Genomic DNA, 16263 nt, shown 5'->3' with positions numbered 1-16263 from the left:
CGGTAACGGGGGGTCGCATGCGGCGCATGCTCACTTCAGGTAGGAACGGACCAGCCCGGCCATTTCCTTCACGCGCGCCTGTCGTTGGGCATCGCTGTGCGCGGGCTGCCCGAACTCTTCGCGGATGTGGGCTTCCATCACTTCGGACATCAGGCCGTTGACGGCGCCACGGATGGCGGCGATCTGCTGCAGCACGGCGCCGCAATCGGCGCCGGCTTCCAGCGCGCGCTCCAGCGCATCGGCCTGGCCCTTGATGCGTCGCACGCGCGTCAGCACGCGCTTCTTCTCATGGGCGGTATGGGGCATGGCGACGGGTCCTGATGCAATACTGGGGTATAGTATCACCCGAGCGTCTGCCAAGTGACGGCATCGCACGCTGGCGATCGCCCGGGCACTGAAAAGGGGTGCTACTTGCTGCGCTTTCGTGGCTTGCTGCGCACGCGCGCCGTGCCCTTGTCCCGTGGGGAAGGGCCACCCGCCGCGACAACGCCCCCGTCGCGCATCTGCTCCAGCCAGGACAGGACATCCAGGTAGGCCAGGAAGTGCTGCAGGTAGCCGGGCGACAGGTCACGCATCAGCATGAGCGAGCGGTGCACCAGGCTGCTCGAGTTGAGCGGACCGGTGTCGGCGGCGGAAGGCTGCAGGGAGCGCCGCATCTGGCTGTCGGCGCGCACGCCGGCCCAGATCCTGCGGACGTCCTCCAGCGCAGCCGGTTCGGGCAGCGCCTCGGGGGTCATCACTCCGTCCATCACGGTGTCGCCTTGCTGTTGCGCGGCGCGTTCGGCGAGATCATCGGCCAATGCGCCCAGCGGCCCACGCAATGGCACAGGGGCGGACCGCGCCTGTACGGCCTTTGACGGCGCACCTGCAAGCGCGTCCGCATAGACCTTGATCAGGTGGGACAACCGCTCTTCCAGCAGCCGCCTCGCTTCACCCTCATGCGCGTCCAGGCGTCGTTCCAGCGCCACCAGACGCTGGAACGCAATCGGATCGCAGCCGTCGTCACCCTGCGCGCGCCAGGCATCAAGCTGCGCGCGGGCGGGCAAGGCATTACCTGCCATCGGAAGCGGAGGTCACGGGTCGGCGCATCGGGACGGGCGCCATCTCGACGCGACGGTTGCTGGCGCGCCCCGCCTCGTCGGCATTGGAAGCGACGGGCTGCTGGGCACCGAATGCCGCGGCGAACACCGAACCCGCCGGCACGCCCTCGGCGATCAGTGCACGCGTGACGGTCAGCGCGCGCTGCGCGGACAGTTCCCAGTTGTCGGCGAACTCGCGGTTGCTGTCGCGCACCTGCCGGTCGTCGGTGAAGCCGCTCACCATCAGCGCTTCGTTGCGTGCGCGCAGGTAGGTGGCGAGCGGTGGCGCCAGCGTCTTCAGCACATCCCGCCCCTCGGGCTGCAACTGGTCGGAGTTGAGCGCGAACAGCACGCTGCCCCGGATGCCGATGCGACCGTCCACCAGCGTGATGCGCCCGGCCGCCAACGGGCCCGCCAGTGCCTGCTCCAGTGCCTGCCGGCGCTGCGTCTCCAGCCTGCGCTGGGCGATTTCTTCATTGAGCTTGGTTTCCAGCTGTACCTGCACCGCGATGACGCCGACCAGGATCAGCACGAAGGCACCCAGCAGCACGGACATCAGGTCGCCGAAGGCCGCCCAGACCGGTGCCGACGCCCCGTCCTCGCCGCCGACGTCCGCGTCGATATCGGTGTTCATGCCGCTTCCGCTCCGGCCAGCGCGGCCGGGCCCGCCAGCTGGCGCATGTCCTCGATGATCTGCTTCTGCGCCAGCAGGCTCAGGTCGATGACTTCCCTGGCCTGGGCGACGTAGTACGCCAGCTGTTCGTCACTGCGGACGAGCGACTTCTCCAGCGTGTCCTCGATCGCATGCAGCCGGCTGGCCAAGCGGTCGTTGCTGTCGCCGAACACCTGCACGGCGGCGCCGAACGCCTCGCCCAGGCTCGCCACTTCCACCGCGCCCACCGTGACCTGGCTGGCGACGGCTTCCAGCTTGCCGGTCTCGGCCTGGATGTGCTCGGTGAAGCGCGTGCCCACGCGATCCAGCAGGTCCGCCGACGTGGCCACCAGTGCATCGATGGCCGTGCGCTGTTCGCGGGAGGCGTGGTTCACCGCCGACAGCAGCGTCTCCAGGGTGGCCATCAACTGCGTGCGTTCCTCCAGCATCGCCGTGTCGTGGGCCATGCTGTCGGACAGCTTCTGGCGCAGCTCGGCGATCACGTCCGCGGCAGCCTTGGGGGCTTCCGATGCGGTATCGACCAGGCGGGAGATCTCGGCGATCGTCGCGTTGGCATGTGCCTGCGCACGCGTGCCGATGTCGTCGGCCGTCCTGGCCAGGGTGTCGCAGATCTCCTGCTGGCGGCGCGCGACGTCGGTACCCGCCTGCGCCCATTCCTCGCGCAGTGCGGCTGCCATCGCCGCGAGTGAAGCGGTCCACGCGGCGAGCCGTTGCTGGTCCTGTTCGGCCAAGCCCTGCTGCAGGGCTGCGTGCGACGCATCCACCGTGCGCAGCAGCGATGCCGATTGCTGTTCGAATGCGGTTGTCGCGGCGGCCAGTGCGGCCTGGTTGCGCTCGGACAATGCCGTGTTGACGTCCTGCTGCCGCGACAACGCCTGGTTCCAGGCTTCCGCCACATGGCCTGTCGTGGCATCGAGGCGAGCGGAAACCCCGTCGAGCAGATCCGTCGAACGCTGCGCGAACGTGGCGCCGAACTGATCCATCGCACCGCGCAGATCGTGGACGAGCGTCCGGTTCGATGCCTGCTGTTCGGCCAGCGCACCGTTCCAGAGGGTGGAAATGTCGCGCGTGGTGCTTTCAAGCCCCCCCGAGAGCGCCTGCAGTTGCCGGTCCACGGCGAGCGTCACCATGTCGTGCAGCGCCGCGGTCTTCTGCGCGATGGCGTCCATGGTTGCCGCCATCACCGGCTGCAGGGCATCGCTGGCAGCGCTCACGCTGTCGGAGATGCTCTTCCTCAGCGACTGCTCCACCGAGGCTGCCAGCTGCGTGTAGGTCGCTTCCGTCCTGGCATGGAACGCCTCCTGCTGGGCCGCGTGGCGCTCGCTGGCGGAAAGTCCCTGCTGCTCCAGCGTGGCCATCATCGCCTGCAACCGCTCGATCAGCGCGGGCATCAGCTCCGTCTGCCGCTGCAGCAGCTTGAATGCTTCGTCACGCTGGTGCGCCTGCGAGTGGACGCGGAGCGTGGTGGCGATCTTCGTATCCAGTGCCTGCACCACCCGCAAACGGTCGCCCCGGCACAGCGCGGACAGCAGGCCCAGCATGGCCGACGTCGCCACGCCGGCGATCGAGGTGCCGAAGGCGAAGCCCAGCCCCTTCACCGGTGCGGCGAGGGAATCGCGGACCGCCTGCAGGTCGGCGGCGGTTTCCAGCGCCAGGCCGGTTCCGCGCAGCATCGCCATCATGCCCAGCAACGTTCCCATCATGCCCAGCAGGACGAGCAGGCCCACCAGGTAAGGCGTCAGTGCCGGGCCAGGCAGTGGCACGCGGTGTCCTTCGATGCGCTGGCGCACCGCGGGACGGAGCGATGGATCGAGCGGGGCCAGCCAGTCTTCCAGGCGGGGCGGGGCTTCCGACAGTGCGGAGATGTTGCGGGCGAGCGCGGCGGTGGCACGCCGGTAGCGCAGCAGTTCGAGCGCGCCGGCCAGATAGCCGATGGCGATCAACAGCGTGACGGTCAACGCCAGCAGGTTCGACCCGACATAACCGGCACCAATGAAGCACACCGCGGCCAGGCCGAGAAGGAAGGCAACGGAATCAAGCAGCTGTCTGAACATGACGTCCCTGGGAGTGAGTACGAAGCGCTGCAAGCAGGCTTTCCAACGGTAGAAAACGGACATCCAGTTCGGCGAGCAATACGCCCTGCATGTCGCGGCGGAACACCTCCAGCCAGGCATTTGGCGCCATCGACGGCGGCGCATCGGCGCGCGCGCCCTGCCGCAGCCGTTCGAAATGCGCCTCCAGCAGTGCCGGCACGGTGGCGAGCAATGCGTGCTCGCGCGGGCTCAGTACGACCTCCATCGAGGCATCCACCGCCGCCAGGCGCGCCAGCTCCGGCGACGTCGCCGCAAGCAGGTCGCGCAGGCGTCCCCGCAGTTGGCCGGTGGCCACCAGCATCGCGCGCTGCATGGCGACATGGTGCTGGCGGAACGCCGTGTATTCCGGTTCGGTGGCAAGCGGAATGGATCCGGCGGCAGGCAGACCGTCAATGACGGCGCGCGTCAGCGTGGCCCGCGTGCGCATGCACGCCTCATCTTCCGCGCGGTCGAATGTGGCTGCGCCGGCCTCCATCGGTGGCGTGCCATCCAGCGCCCTGGACAGGGCGACGGCGCGCGTCCAGTCAATCCACTGGCTCAACCGGTCGGACAGGGAGGCGTGCGGGGGCGGAACCTCGGCCGTCGTCAGGCGGGCGAGCAGGCGAATGAACGTCGGGCCGCTGACCGGTGCCCGGTAAGGAACTTCCAAGATGCGAATGGCCAAAAAACGACCATTTTACAGGCAGCCGCCAGATGATGGGTCGATCAGGATGACGGAAGCGGGCGTGTCCGGTTCAGCCCCGGCACACCGATTCGGCGCCGGCACAACAACCGTCAGTAGGCGAACGCGCGGAAGACGCGGTCGATATCCCCGCCCCATTCGCCGTGGAACAGGGCCAGTTTTCGCTCGGCAGGCGTTTCGTTCGCTTCGACGATCTCGACCAGCGCATCCAGGAAACCGCTCTCGTCCACGCCCTTGCCGTTCAGGCGTGCGCGGCGCTTCAGGCCCCCGATGGCGATCTTCACCGCTTCGCTGGCCAGGTCGCGCACGGTGCCGTTGCGGAACGGCAACTTCAATGCATGCTTCGGCACGCCGTCGCGCAGCGCGTGGCGCTCGGCCAGCGAAAAATCCTTGACCAGGTCCCACGCCGCATCCAAGGCGGCATCGTCGTACAACAGGCCCACCCAGAACGCGGGCAGCGCGCAGATGCGGTTCCAGGGGCCGCTGTCGGCGCCGCGCATCTCCAGGAACTTCTTCATCCGCACTTCCGGGAAGGCGGTGGTCATGTGGTCGGACCAGTCGCGCAGCGTGGGCAGCGCGCCCGACAGCACGGGCAGCTCGCCCTTGAGGAAGTCACGGAAACTCTGCCCGCTGGCGTCGTGGTAGATGCCATCGCGGTAGCTGAAGTACATCGGCACGTCGAGCAGGTAGTCGACGTAGCGCTCGTAGCCGAAACCGGCCTCGAACACGAAATCGAGCATGCCGGTGCGGTCGCCGTCGGTGTCGGTCCAGATGTGCGAGCGGTAGCTCTGGTAGCCGTTGGGCTTGCCTTCGGTGAACGGCGAGTCGGCGAACAGCGCGGTGGCCACCGGCTGCAGCGCCAGCGACACGCGGAACTTCTTCACCATGTCCGCTTCGCTGGCGTAGTCCAGGTTCACCTGCACGGTGCAGGTGCGCGTCATCATGTCCAGGCCCAGCTGGCCGACCTTGGGCATGTACGACTTCATGATCTGGTAGCGGCCCTTGGGCATCCACGGCATCTCGTCGCGCCGCCACTTGGGCTGGAAGCCCATGCCCAGGAAACCCAGCTGCAACTCGTCGGCGACCTGCTTCACTTCCTTCAGGTGCGTGCCCACTTCCACGCAGGTCTGGTGGAGCGTTTCCACCGCCGCACCGGACAGCTCCAGCTGGCCGGCCGGCTCCAGCGTCACCGAGGCGCCATCCTTGGACAGGGCGATGACACGCCCCTTCTCCTCGATCGCTTCCCAGCCGAAGCGCGTCAGGCCCTTCAACAGGGCCTCGATGCCGCGATCGCCATCGAAGGTCGGCGGGCGCAGGTCATCCAGGCGGAAGCCGAACTTCTCGTGCTCGGTGCCGATGCGCCAGTCCTGCGGGGGCTTCTCGCCCGAGGCGATGTATTCCACCAACTGCGTGCGGTCGGTGATCAGCGTGTCGGCGACGTGGCTGGGGCTGGACAAGGGGCGGGCTCGCGCGAGGGGGAAAGCGCAATGCGTGGAAGCACCCCCGCACTGCAAGGGCGGCACTATAACGTGACCGGGTGCACGGGATCGTCGCCACGCAAGGGCTTCAGCATCCCATCGGTGGTGCCGAAGCGGCGGGGCTACAACTCCAGCCAGTTGCCCACGATGGTCCGCGCTTCGTCCACGCCCTGTTTGGATTCGGCCGAGAAGGTCTGCACGCCGACGGTGTCGCCGAAGGCCGAGAACAGTTCCTTCTTCACCGCCTGCAGCGCGTTGCCCTGCTGGCCACGGCCCAGCTTGTCGGCCTTGGTCAGCAGCGCGTGCGCCGGCAGCCCGCGCTGGACGGCATAGCCCAGCATCTGGCGGTCGTAGTCCTTCAGCGGGTGGCGGATGTCCATCACCACCACCAGCCCCCGCAGCGCCTCGCGGGTGCGGAAGTAGCGGTCGATGAACGCCTGCCAGTGCGCCTGGAGGTCCTGCGGCACCTTGGCGTAGCCATAGCCGGGAAGGTCGACCAGGTAGCGCTCGGGCTGCACCTGGAAGAACACCAGCTGCTGCGTGCGCCCGGGGGTCTTGGATACGCGTGCCAGACGGTTGTGGTTGACCAGCGCATTCAGGGCGCTGGACTTGCCCGCATTGGAGCGGCCGGCGAAAGCCACTTCGAACCCCCCATCCTCGGGCAGTTGGCGCGGGGTGTGGGCGGAGAGCAGGTAGTTGGCGGTATTCAGGGGGTTCGACATGCCGCTAGCATGGCATGCGGCGGCCTTGCGGGCATGCCGCGCGCCCGCTGAATTGACCGGACAGGTCCCGCGCAGGGATAATTCACCGATTTCGCGGACGCATTCTGCGCCGCTATCGTCTAGGTTTTCGGAGCTTTAGCATGCGCCACGCTCGCGTTATGGGACTTGCCGGACTGGCCATCGTGGCCGTGGGTGCCGTCGCATTTGCACAGACCACCGTCGTTCCGGTGCCGGACAACGCGCCGGTCCAGACCGCCCCGCTCGAGGTCAACCTGGCCAAGACCACGTGGGGTGACGCCAAGGCGGGCGAAACCAAGGCCGCTGCCTGTGCCGCCTGCCATGGCCCCGACGGCAACCCCAGCGATCCGCAGTACCCGCGCATCGCGGGCCAGAGCGAACGCTATGTCGCCCACCAGCTGGCGCTGTTCGCCTCGGGCGAGCGCAACACCGGCATGGCCGCCGTCATGGTGCCCTTCGCCCAGGCCCTCAGCGCGCAGGACATGCGGGACGTCGGCGCCTACTTCGCCACCCAGAAATCCGGCGCCGGCCTGGCCGACGACAGCATCGTGGCCGACGGCACCTACAAGGGCATGAAGTTCTACGAAGTGGGCCAGCAGCTGTACCGCAGCGGCGACGCCAAGCGTGGCATCCCCGCCTGCATGGCGTGCCATGGCCCGAGCGGCGCCGGCAACCCCGGCCCGGCCTATCCGCACATCGGCGGCCAGAACCAGGACTACACCGTGCGCCGCCTGCAGGAGTACAAGGCCGGCACCACCACGCTGAAGGACCCGACCCTGCACAACATCATGGCGCAGGTCGCCGCGCCGTTGACCGAGCAGGAAATCCAGGCCCTGGCCAGCTACCTGCAAGGCCTGCACAGCCGCGCCGACGACCTCGCCTCGGCCAAGGCCGGCCGCACCAAGTAATCGTTGAACTTCCGCCGCCCGTACCGGGTCGGAAGTGCCAGCTCCTGTTCATTGCGCCGGCCCCACCATGGCCGGCGTTTCTTTTTTGTAGCCCCGGCCCCGCTTACGGAGACCCGCCGATGCCCTCTCGCCTGCTGCCCCTGCTGATCACCCTGCTGGCCCTGCTGCCTGCCACCGCCCTGGCCGCCAAGCCCGTCCCGGCGCTGGTCGAAGGCAAGGACTACGTGGTGATCCCGGAAGGCAAGCCGTTCGCACCGCTCGACGGCAAGGTCGAGGTGGTGGAAGTGTTCGGCTACACGTGCATCCACTGTGCGCACCTTGAGCCCAGCATCAGCCAGTGGAAGAAGAAGCAGCCCGGCTATGTGCGCTTCACCCCGGTACCCGCGGCCTTCGGAGGCTACTGGGTCGCCTACGCGCGTGCGTTCTACGCGGCGCAGCTGCTGGGCGTGCAGGACAGCACGCATGCCGCGGTGTTCGATGCCCTGCACAAGACCGGCAGCCTGCCCATCCAGAACGCGTCGCCGGACGAGATCACGGCGTTCTACGCCAGCCAGGGCGTGGATGCAGGCCGTTTCAGCGCCGCGCTGCGTGGCGCGGACGTGGACCAGCGGGTGCAGAAGGCCCGCGAATGGGTGCAGATGGCCGGCGTCGAAGGCACGCCCTCCATCATCGTGAACGGCAAGTACCGGGTCATCGGGGGTCGCAACCACGATGACATGCTGCGCATCACCGACCAGCTGGTCGCCCGCGAGCGCCGCGCCCGCAAGTGATGATCCCGTCATGGCACCGCCCACCGGTGCCGTGCAGAATGCGATGTCCGGTGCCGGCTGGCACCCCGCCCCTTCCCGACTTCCCCTGCTACCTGGAGCCTGAGCGATGAAATCCCGCCTCGTCCTGACGCTGTCCCTGCTGCTGCCGCTGCTGGCGGCCTGTGGACCCAAGCCCGTCGACACCACCACCCCGGCGGCGGACAGCGCCGCTACCGCCACCTCCGATGCCGCGAGCGCCGCTCCCGCCGCTGATGCTGTGACCGCCGCCGGCGCCGCGCCGGATGCAGGCACGCCGGCGGCCGCTGCCGAAGATGCCGTGGCCGCCGCGCCTGTCGCCAACACCAATCCCGTCCTGCCGCCGGAAGGCCCGGCGCCGGTTCCCGGCAAGGACTACGTGGAAATCCCCAACGGCCAGCCCTACGCGCCGCTCAACGGCCAGATCGAAGTCGTGGAAGTGTTCGGCTACGTCTGCCCCGCCTGCGCGCGCTTCGCACCTGAAGTCAGCGCGTGGAAGAAGAAGCAGCCGTCCGATGTACGCGTGACCTACGTGCCGGTCGTCTTCAGCAAGACGTGGGAACCCTACGCCAAGGCGTACTACGCCGCCGAGGCCAAGGGCCTGGTGGACAAGACCCACGACGCCGTCTTCAGCGCCATCCACCTGCAGGGCACGCTGCCGGGTGAAGGCAAGCCGCCGACCGATGCCGCCACGCTGTCCAAGTTCTATGCCGGCTACGGCGTCAGCGCGCAGGAATTCACCGCGCTGATGAACAGCTTCGCCACCAATGCCAGGATCGGCCGCGGCATGCAGTTCGCGCAGCGTTCGGGCGTGGAGGGCACGCCGACCATCATCGTCAACGGCAAGTATCGCGTGACCGGTGGCCAGACCTACGCTGACGTGCTGCGCATCGTCGACCACCTGGTCGCGCAGGAACGCGCTTCGCGCTGAACGCCACGGAAGCCCCCACTTCCATGACCGACACTCCGGCCACGCGGCGGCTGCGCGTGCTGAGCGCCAACATCCAGGCAGGCTCCAGCACGCGCCGCTACAGCGACTACGTGACTCGCAGCTGGTCGCATGCGCTGCCTGCGGGCAACAAGCGCGGCAGCCTGGACACGATCGCGCTGCTGGCCGGCGAGCATGACATCGTCGGCCTGCAGGAAGCCGATCCCGGCAGCCTGCGCTCGGGTTTCACCAACCAGACGCATTACCTGGCCGAGCGCGCGGGGTTCGACTACTGGACCCACCAGCCCAACCGCAATGTCGCGCGCGTGGCCGGCAGCGCCAACGGCCTGCTGAGCAGGCTGGAACCGGTGGAAGTCTCCGATCATTCACTGCCGGGCCGCATCAGCGGCCGCGGCGTGCTGATGGCGCGCTTCGGCGATGGCAAGGAAGGCCTGACCGTGGCGGTGGCGCACCTGTCGCTGGGCGCCGCCTCACGCCGCGCGCAGCTGGCCTTCATCGCCGAGCTGCTGTCCGACCATCCGCATGCGGTGCTGATGGGCGATTTCAATTGCGTCCCCGACACGCCGGAAATGGACGTGCTCTACAAGCACACGCGCCTGCGCCCGCCGGCCTTCTGCGTGCCCACGTTCCCCAGCTGGCGTCCCATGCGCGCCATTGACCATATCCTCGTCAGCGAAGACATGGCCACCGCCGATGCGCGCGCGATGCCCGCCGCCAATTCCGACCATCTAGCGCTGGCCATGAACATCGACGTGCCGATGGCGGCACTGCGCTGAACCGGCGCACCGGATGATCGGCAAAGAAAAAGCCGGCCCGAAGGCCGGCTTTTCTTTTCAGCTGCCTGCGGGGTTCAGAAGCGCAGGTTCGCCCGCACGTAGAAGAAGCGGCCACCCGGGATGTCGTAGGTGGAGGCTTCATAGCCGTTGAGCGAGCACGAGGTGCACACCGGCGGATCCTTGTCGAACAGGTTGTTGACGCCACCGGTCAGCTGCAGCCCCTTCAGCCAGTCGAAGTCGTAACCCAGCTGGATGTCGTGGTAGGTGATCTCTTCCAGCACGTTGCGTGTCGGCGAGCTGCAGAACTCGGACGGATCGGCGGCCACGCAGGCTTCCTCCATCTCAGACAGGTGGCGAATGCTCCAAGCCGCATTCCAGTTGCCGAGCTTCCAGTCCAACGACGCCGTCGATGTCCATTCCGGAATGGCGCTGTCATTGACCACGATGCCGGGACTCTGCGGCTGTACCACCCCGCCTGCGCCGATGGCTTCGTACTGGGTGACGAACGTGTTCTGCCAGCTGAACTTGAAGCGGCCCAGATTGCTTTCCGGCAATGTCCAGAACACGTCCGCATCCCAGCCGCTGGTCTTGATCGAACCCAGGTTGACCAGGAAGTTGGCGAACGTGTCGATTTCGCCCGACGCCAGGCGCGTGATGCCGGTGCAGTACTGCGGATCCTGCGTGGTCGCGCACAGGTCCAGCTGTGTCTGCGCATCGATCGCCTGGATCGGTCCCTCCAGGTTGTGGCGGTAGTACGTGACCTCGAAGTCCAGCTTGTCCGACCACGACACGGCTTCGGCAAACGACGGACTGAAGACGAGTCCGGCACTGAAGCTGCGGGCGGTTTCCGGTTGCAGTTCCGGGTTGCCGCCGGTCAGGACCGGGATCTGCGGATCGTTCTGCCGTGCGCCCACCGGCACGCCAGGGCACGCGATGGGCGCAACCGAGCCGGCCGGGGCGCCCGGCGGCACCAGGCAGGGATCCACCAGTTGTGCATCGAAGCGGCTCTGCGAGCCATACAGTTCGCCGATCGACGGTGCACGGAAGCCTTCCGCATACGTCGCGCGCAGCAGCAGGTCCTCGGCCACCTGCCAGCGCAGGCCGTACTTGGGCGTGAATTCGCCGCCGAAGGTCGAGTAGTCCGAGTAGCGACCGGCCAGGCTCAGGTCGATCTTGCCTGCGCCATCCTTCTGCGCGTACAGCGGCACGTTCAATTCCACGTAGGCTTCATTGACGTCGTAGTCACCCGAGGTGGCCCCCGACGGCACGCCGTTGTACTCGCCCGCGATCGTTTGCGGGTCCGGGTTGTAGCTGCCTTCGTACTTGCGGTACTCGTAGCCGGCCGCGAATTCCACGTCGCCCGCCCACATCGGGAACAGGCCGCCGCTGATGTTGGCGGTGACCTGCGTCAGCTCCTGCTCACTGCGATCGCGGAACAGCGGGCTGATGTAAGCCAGCATCGCCGGCGTGATGGTGTCGAAGCCGAAGATGTCCAACGGCGTGCAGCCCGCGGTGGCCGCGCACACGGCGGGATCGCCCAGCGCGATGGCGATGTTGCGCGCGTTGTAGCTGCCGTGGTTGGTCTGGTCGGCTTCGTTCTTGCCGTAGGCCGCGTTGACGTCCCAGAAGAACTGGCGCTCACCGCCGAACGAACCCTCCAGACCGGCCGCGAAATACTGCGTATCGACCTGCTGTTCGAAGATGCGCGGACCGCCTTCGATCGGACGGCGACGGATCGTGGTGATGTTGCCGCCCGGTCCACCGCTCAGCGTGAAGCCGAATGGATTGAACGGATGGTTGGCCGGGATCACCAGATTCGCGGTGTACGTGGGGCCGGCGCCGGGACCCAGATCGATCGGCTCCGGCGCGGCCTGGTTGGTCGACTCGCGGCGGTTGTACAACGCCTTGGCGTAGAAGCTCAGCTGCTCGGTGAACGCGAAGCGGTACTGGCCGAACACACCCGTGCGCTCGGAGGGCGTGATGAGCAGGTTGTACGGCGCGTAGTTGAACGCGTCGCGCCCGAAGTCAAAGCACTGGAAGCCGTCGGTGCGCGTGACGCCAGGGCCGCAGGCGGGCTGGCCGGGCGTGTAGACCGGATTGGTCTGCCCAGGCTTCACCGAGAGGTCGTAGAAGACGGTGCTGGGATCCGTGAAGGCATAGCGGCCGCCGAGGATGCGCGAACTGCCGCCCTGGATGGGAATCGCGGAGATCGGACGGTCCGCCGAGCTCACTTCCTGCTGATCGGTGTAGCTGAGGCTCAGGAACAGGCTGCTGCGGTCGGTCTTGAAGCCCCACGCGACATCGGCGCCGGTGATCTCGCCGTCGCCTTCGTCGTACTGCCCGTAGTTCAACGTGACCTGGCCGCCTTCAAAGTCGCGACGGGTGATGATGTTGACCACGCCGGCGATGGCATCGGAGCCATACAGCGACGACGCGCCGTCTTCCAGCACTTCGATGCGCTCCACCAGCGCCAGCGGAATGGTGTTGAGGTCCACCGCCGCGCTGACGCCCGACGCCGACGATTCGTTGACCCAGCGCATGCCATCCACCAGGACCAGCACGCGCTTGGGTCCCAGGTTGCGCAGGTCCACCTGCGCCGAACCCGCTCCCACGCCATCGCCATTGGGCGAGAAGCCGAAGTTGCCGGAGGAGTTGAACTTGGTGTTCAGGGCCGAACCGGAACCGGTCAGCTCCTGCAGGACTTCACCGATGGACGTCAGGCCCGTGCGCTCGATGTCCTCGCGCGACAGGGTCTGCACCGGCACGCGGCCTTCCATCTCGGCCCGCTTGATGCGGCTGCCGGTCACGGTGACGGTGTCCAGCGTGGTGGCCTCCTGCGCCACGGCCAGGACGGGTAATGCGCACAGCACTGCAAGTTGTATGGCGGAAGCCAGTTTGTGACGACGCGCTTGCATCTTCTCTCTCCAAAAGATGGTGGATTGGATCTTGCCCTTGCTTACCCGGCATGACCTCGCCTTCCTTTGTAAAGAATCCGTAAACGCGCAACAACAGACGGAAGTCACCTTTCGAAGAAACGTAACCAACATTATCAACGAGTAAATACGGATACCTGATGCTTTCTACACACAGCCGTCACCATCATTAACAAGTAAATGCATGTAGATAATGTGGCTACCTCCTTGCGGCACCGTGCCTGTCACCCGCTCGCCAGGATGCCCGTCCCCATCACCACCATGAACACCGCAAACACCCGCTTCAGCGCGGGGCCGCCGATGCGGTGCGCCAAGCGCGTGCCGTAGGGCGCGGCAAGCACCGACGCGATCGCCACCCCGATGGCAGCCGGGAGATAGATGTAGCCCACTGCATGCGCGGGCAATGCGCCCGCGGGCGCGTGTAGGGCATAGCCCAGGGCACTGGCCACGCCGATGGCGACACCGCACGCGCTGGACGTGCCCACGGCCCGCACCGGCTGCACGCCACGCCACACCAGCAAGGGCACGGTCATGCTGCCGCCGCCGATGCCGACCACGGCGGACACCGCACCGACCACCGTACCCGCCGCACTCATCCACGGGCCGCGAGGTGGCGCCACCTCGCCTTCCGCGCCGCGTCCGCCATTGCCGCCGAACGCCATCTGCGCACCGGCGATGAAGCAGTATCCGGCGACGATCCAGCGCAGCACGCCGTCATCCAGGTAGACCGCCAGTCCACTGCCCAGCCAGCCTCCCAGCAACAGGCCTGGCACCATCCACTTGACGGTCGGCCACAGCACGCTGCCACGGCGGTGGTGCGCGTACGCCGACGACGTCGCCGTCAGCACGATGCTCGCCAGCGAACTCGCGAGCGCGGCGTGCATTGCGGCTTCCTTCGGAATGCCATGCAGCGGCAGTATCCAGGCCAGTGCCGCGACCAGCACAAGCCCGCCGCCAATCCCCAACAGGCCGGCGAGGATGCCGGCCACGATGCCGAGCAGCGGAAACACCCAGACCCCATCCAAACGCGCTCTCCCGGCCATGATGTCTACAGGGACGTTCATCCGGCTTCGGTATATTGCCGGCATGATCCGTCTTCCCCTTGCCATCGTACTCGTTGCCACCTTCGGCCTGCATGCCGGTGTGGCGGAAGCCCAATCCCTGGACGCACAGCGTCCGCAGATCCGCGCTGCACTGCAGGCCGCCGAAAGTGGCGGTTTTACTGCGTCGCCCTCCGCCGCGCTGTCGCGCCACCCGCTTTACGGTTGGGTGGAATTCGCCGCGTTGCGCCGCGACCCGGATGCGATTTCCACCGCGCAGGCACAGGCGTTCCTCAAGCGTTACGAAGGCCAGGCCGTGGCGGAAAGCTTCCGCGCGCTGTGGTTGCCCGCGCTCGCGCGCCGGCAGGACTGGCCGACGTTCCTGTCGGCATGGAAGTCCAGCTCCAGCACGGCATTGCAATGCGCCGAGCTCAACGCACGCCAGGCCACCGGCAGGACCGATGCGCAATGGACGCAGCAGGCGCAGGAGATCTGGCGCAAGGGCGCGAAATCGTTGCCTGATGGCTGCGAGCCGGTGTTCGCGTTGCTGTCCAGCCAGGGCGGGCTGACGCCGGCCTTGCGCTGGGAACGCATCGACGACGCCGCGACCGAACGCCAGACCAGCGTGATGCGCAGTGCCGCACGTGGCCTGCCTGCGGACGAAGCCACGCTGGCCAACGACTACGCCGCCTTCATCGACGGCGTGCACCCGCGCGCGCTGAACTGGCCGAAGACCGAGCGCAGCCGCCGCATGGCGGCGCACGGGCTGGCGCGGCTCGCCGAAAAAGATCCGGATGCCGCCGAGCGCCAACTGTCGCAGTACGCCGACGCACTCGGCATGACGGAAACGGATCGCGGCCAGGTGCTCTACCAGATCGCGCTGTGGACAGTGGCCTCGTACGGTCCGGATTCGGCGCGGCGGCTCAATGCCGTTCCCGATGTGTCCTATGACGAACGCCTGCACGAATGGCGCGTGCGCGAAGCGATGTCGCGCGGCGACTGGCCGGCGGCGCTGGCCGCCCTGCGCAGGATGCCCCTCAAGCAGCGCGAGGACTCGCGCTGGCGTTACTTCGAAGCGCGCATGAGCGAGAAGACCGGGGACGAGGCCGGCGCGCAGCGGTTGTTCCGTGAAGTCGCGAAGACCGCCACCTTCCACGGCTTCCTCGCCGCCGACAGGCTGGGGCAGCCGTATGCACTGTGTGCGTGGATTCCGAACGACGGCGCTGCCGCCCGGCAGGCGGTCGCACGCGACCCGGCCATCGTCCGCGCGATGGAGCTGTGGCAGCTGGATCGGCCGGGCTGGGCCACCAGCGAGTGGAACGAAGCGCTGGCCAGATTCGACGACACCCAGCGCCGCCTCGCCGTGGAGGTGGCGCGCGACAACGGCTGGTTCGATCGTGCCGTGTTCTCGCTGGGCAAGCAGCCGGACGAACAGCGCCTGTACGAACTGCGCTTCCCGCTGCATCACGGCGACACCATCCAGCGCGAGGCGGCCCGCCACGGCATCGATCCGGCCTGGGTCGCGGCCGAGATCCGCGCCGAGAGCATCTTCAACCCGAAGGCACGTTCCGGCGCCAATGCGATGGGCCTGATGCAGGTGTTGCCGGGCACGGGCGCCGGCGTCGCCAAGCGCCTCGGCATTCCCTACGCAGGCGCCGCCAGCCTGTACGACTCGGACACCAACATCGCCATCGGTACCGCCTACCTGCGCGAGATGGAGGACAAGTACGGCGTGCCGTACGTCGCCATCGCCGCCTATAACGCCGGCCCCGCGCCCACCGCACGCTGGCAGGCGCAGCGGCCCAACTACGATCCGGACGTCTGGATCGAAACGATCAGCTACAAGGAAACGCGCGAGTACGTTGCCCGCGTGCTGGCCTTCAGCGTGATCTACGACTGGCGGCTCAACGGCAATGCACTGCCGGTCACCGACCGCATGCTGGGCCGCGTGCAGGCCAAGCGCAAAGCCTTCACGTGCCCCACGGCGCAGATGCCGAAGAGCTGACCCGACGATCTCCCCGTAGAAGCGACGTAAATCGGCACTGCCACCCCTGCATCGACGTATGCGGATGCATGGCGCCGTCTCCGCTGCGAGTCAGGGGCAGTCGCCCGATGAGGCGTTGCATC

The 16263-nt window shown here is 67.4% G+C and carries 14 protein-coding genes; 5 read left to right on the top strand and 9 right to left on the bottom strand.

Annotated elements, in window-relative coordinates; translation table 11 throughout:
• Window positions 1–30: 30 nt before the first annotated feature.
• The 7 genes from frmR to yihA all read right to left on the bottom strand — a co-directional run bounded on the left by frmR (window position 31) and on the right by yihA (window position 6727).
• Complete coding sequence (gene frmR, locus OVA13_RS14895; RefSeq protein WP_267791247.1) at window positions 31–306, bottom strand: formaldehyde-responsive transcriptional repressor FrmR; 276 nt, start codon at window positions 304–306, stop codon at window positions 31–33.
• A 101-nt stretch (window positions 307–407) separates the two neighbouring features.
• Window positions 408–1046, bottom strand: a complete 639-nt coding sequence (locus OVA13_RS14890; protein WP_267791246.1) for a DUF2894 domain-containing protein — start codon at window positions 1044–1046, stop codon at window positions 408–410.
• A 4-nt stretch (window positions 1047–1050) separates the two neighbouring features.
• A complete protein-coding gene (locus OVA13_RS14885) occupies window positions 1051–1713 on the bottom strand; it encodes an OmpA family protein (protein WP_267791245.1) in 663 nt (220 codons plus the stop codon).
• Window positions 1710–3806, bottom strand: a complete 2097-nt coding sequence (locus tag OVA13_RS14880; protein ID WP_267791244.1) for a DUF802 domain-containing protein — start codon at window positions 3804–3806, stop codon at window positions 1710–1712. The genes OVA13_RS14885 and OVA13_RS14880 overlap by 4 nt, the downstream gene beginning before the upstream one ends.
• Window positions 3787–4509, bottom strand: a complete 723-nt coding sequence (locus tag OVA13_RS14875) for a DUF3348 domain-containing protein (protein WP_267791243.1) — start codon at window positions 4507–4509, stop codon at window positions 3787–3789. Before OVA13_RS14875 ends, OVA13_RS14880 begins: the two co-directional genes overlap by 20 nt.
• Before the next feature lie 110 nt (window positions 4510–4619).
• On the bottom strand, window positions 4620–5984 hold the full coding sequence (locus tag OVA13_RS14870) for a glutamate--cysteine ligase (protein ID WP_267791242.1): 1365 nt from the start codon (window positions 5982–5984) through the stop codon (window positions 4620–4622).
• A gap of 143 nt (window positions 5985–6127) precedes the next feature.
• Window positions 6128–6727: a ribosome biogenesis GTP-binding protein YihA/YsxC gene (gene yihA, locus OVA13_RS14865; RefSeq protein WP_267791241.1), complete on the bottom strand. Its 600-nt coding sequence runs from the start codon at window positions 6725–6727 to the stop codon at window positions 6128–6130.
• A 140-nt stretch (window positions 6728–6867) separates the two neighbouring features.
• On the opposite strand from yihA, the gene OVA13_RS14860 reads away from it, so the two are divergent.
• The 4 genes from OVA13_RS14860 (at window position 6868) to OVA13_RS14845 (ending at window position 10163) form a co-directional block, all read left to right on the top strand.
• The gene (locus tag OVA13_RS14860) at window positions 6868–7653 is read left to right on the top strand and encodes a c-type cytochrome (RefSeq protein ID WP_267791240.1); all 786 of its coding nucleotides are present in this window, start codon (window positions 6868–6870) and stop codon (window positions 7651–7653) included.
• A gap of 119 nt (window positions 7654–7772) precedes the next feature.
• The gene (locus tag OVA13_RS14855) at window positions 7773–8423 is read left to right on the top strand and encodes a thiol:disulfide interchange protein DsbA/DsbL (protein WP_267791239.1); all 651 of its coding nucleotides are present in this window, start codon (window positions 7773–7775) and stop codon (window positions 8421–8423) included.
• 106 nt (window positions 8424–8529) lie between these two features.
• Window positions 8530–9369: a thiol:disulfide interchange protein DsbA/DsbL gene (locus OVA13_RS14850; RefSeq protein ID WP_267791238.1), complete on the top strand. Its 840-nt coding sequence runs from the start codon at window positions 8530–8532 to the stop codon at window positions 9367–9369.
• A 23-nt stretch (window positions 9370–9392) separates the two neighbouring features.
• A complete protein-coding gene (locus OVA13_RS14845) occupies window positions 9393–10163 on the top strand; it encodes an endonuclease/exonuclease/phosphatase family protein (protein WP_267791237.1) in 771 nt (256 codons plus the stop codon).
• Between the two features lie 74 nt (window positions 10164–10237).
• Here OVA13_RS14845 and OVA13_RS14840 read toward each other — a convergent pair whose 3' ends face one another.
• Window positions 10238–13078, bottom strand: coding sequence for a TonB-dependent receptor plug domain-containing protein (locus tag OVA13_RS14840; RefSeq protein WP_267791236.1), 2841 nt, complete (start codon window positions 13076–13078; stop codon window positions 10238–10240).
• A 242-nt stretch (window positions 13079–13320) separates the two neighbouring features.
• Window positions 13321–14160 carry a sulfite exporter TauE/SafE family protein gene (locus OVA13_RS14835; protein WP_267791235.1) on the bottom strand — a complete coding sequence of 280 codons (840 nt, stop codon included), beginning with the start codon at window positions 14158–14160 and terminating at the stop codon, window positions 13321–13323.
• A gap of 22 nt (window positions 14161–14182) precedes the next feature.
• Between OVA13_RS14835 and OVA13_RS14830 the strand changes: the two genes are divergently transcribed.
• Entirely contained in the window at window positions 14183–16141 is a 1959-nt protein-coding gene (locus OVA13_RS14830; RefSeq protein ID WP_267791234.1) for a transglycosylase SLT domain-containing protein, read from the top strand.
• Window positions 16142–16263: the final 122 nt, after the last annotated feature.

Origin of the sequence: Pseudoxanthomonas sp. SL93, assembly GCF_026625825.1 — a bacterium.
GTDB lineage: Bacteria > Pseudomonadota > Gammaproteobacteria > Xanthomonadales > Xanthomonadaceae > Pseudoxanthomonas_A.
This window is presented reverse-complemented; position numbering and strand designations above follow the sequence as displayed.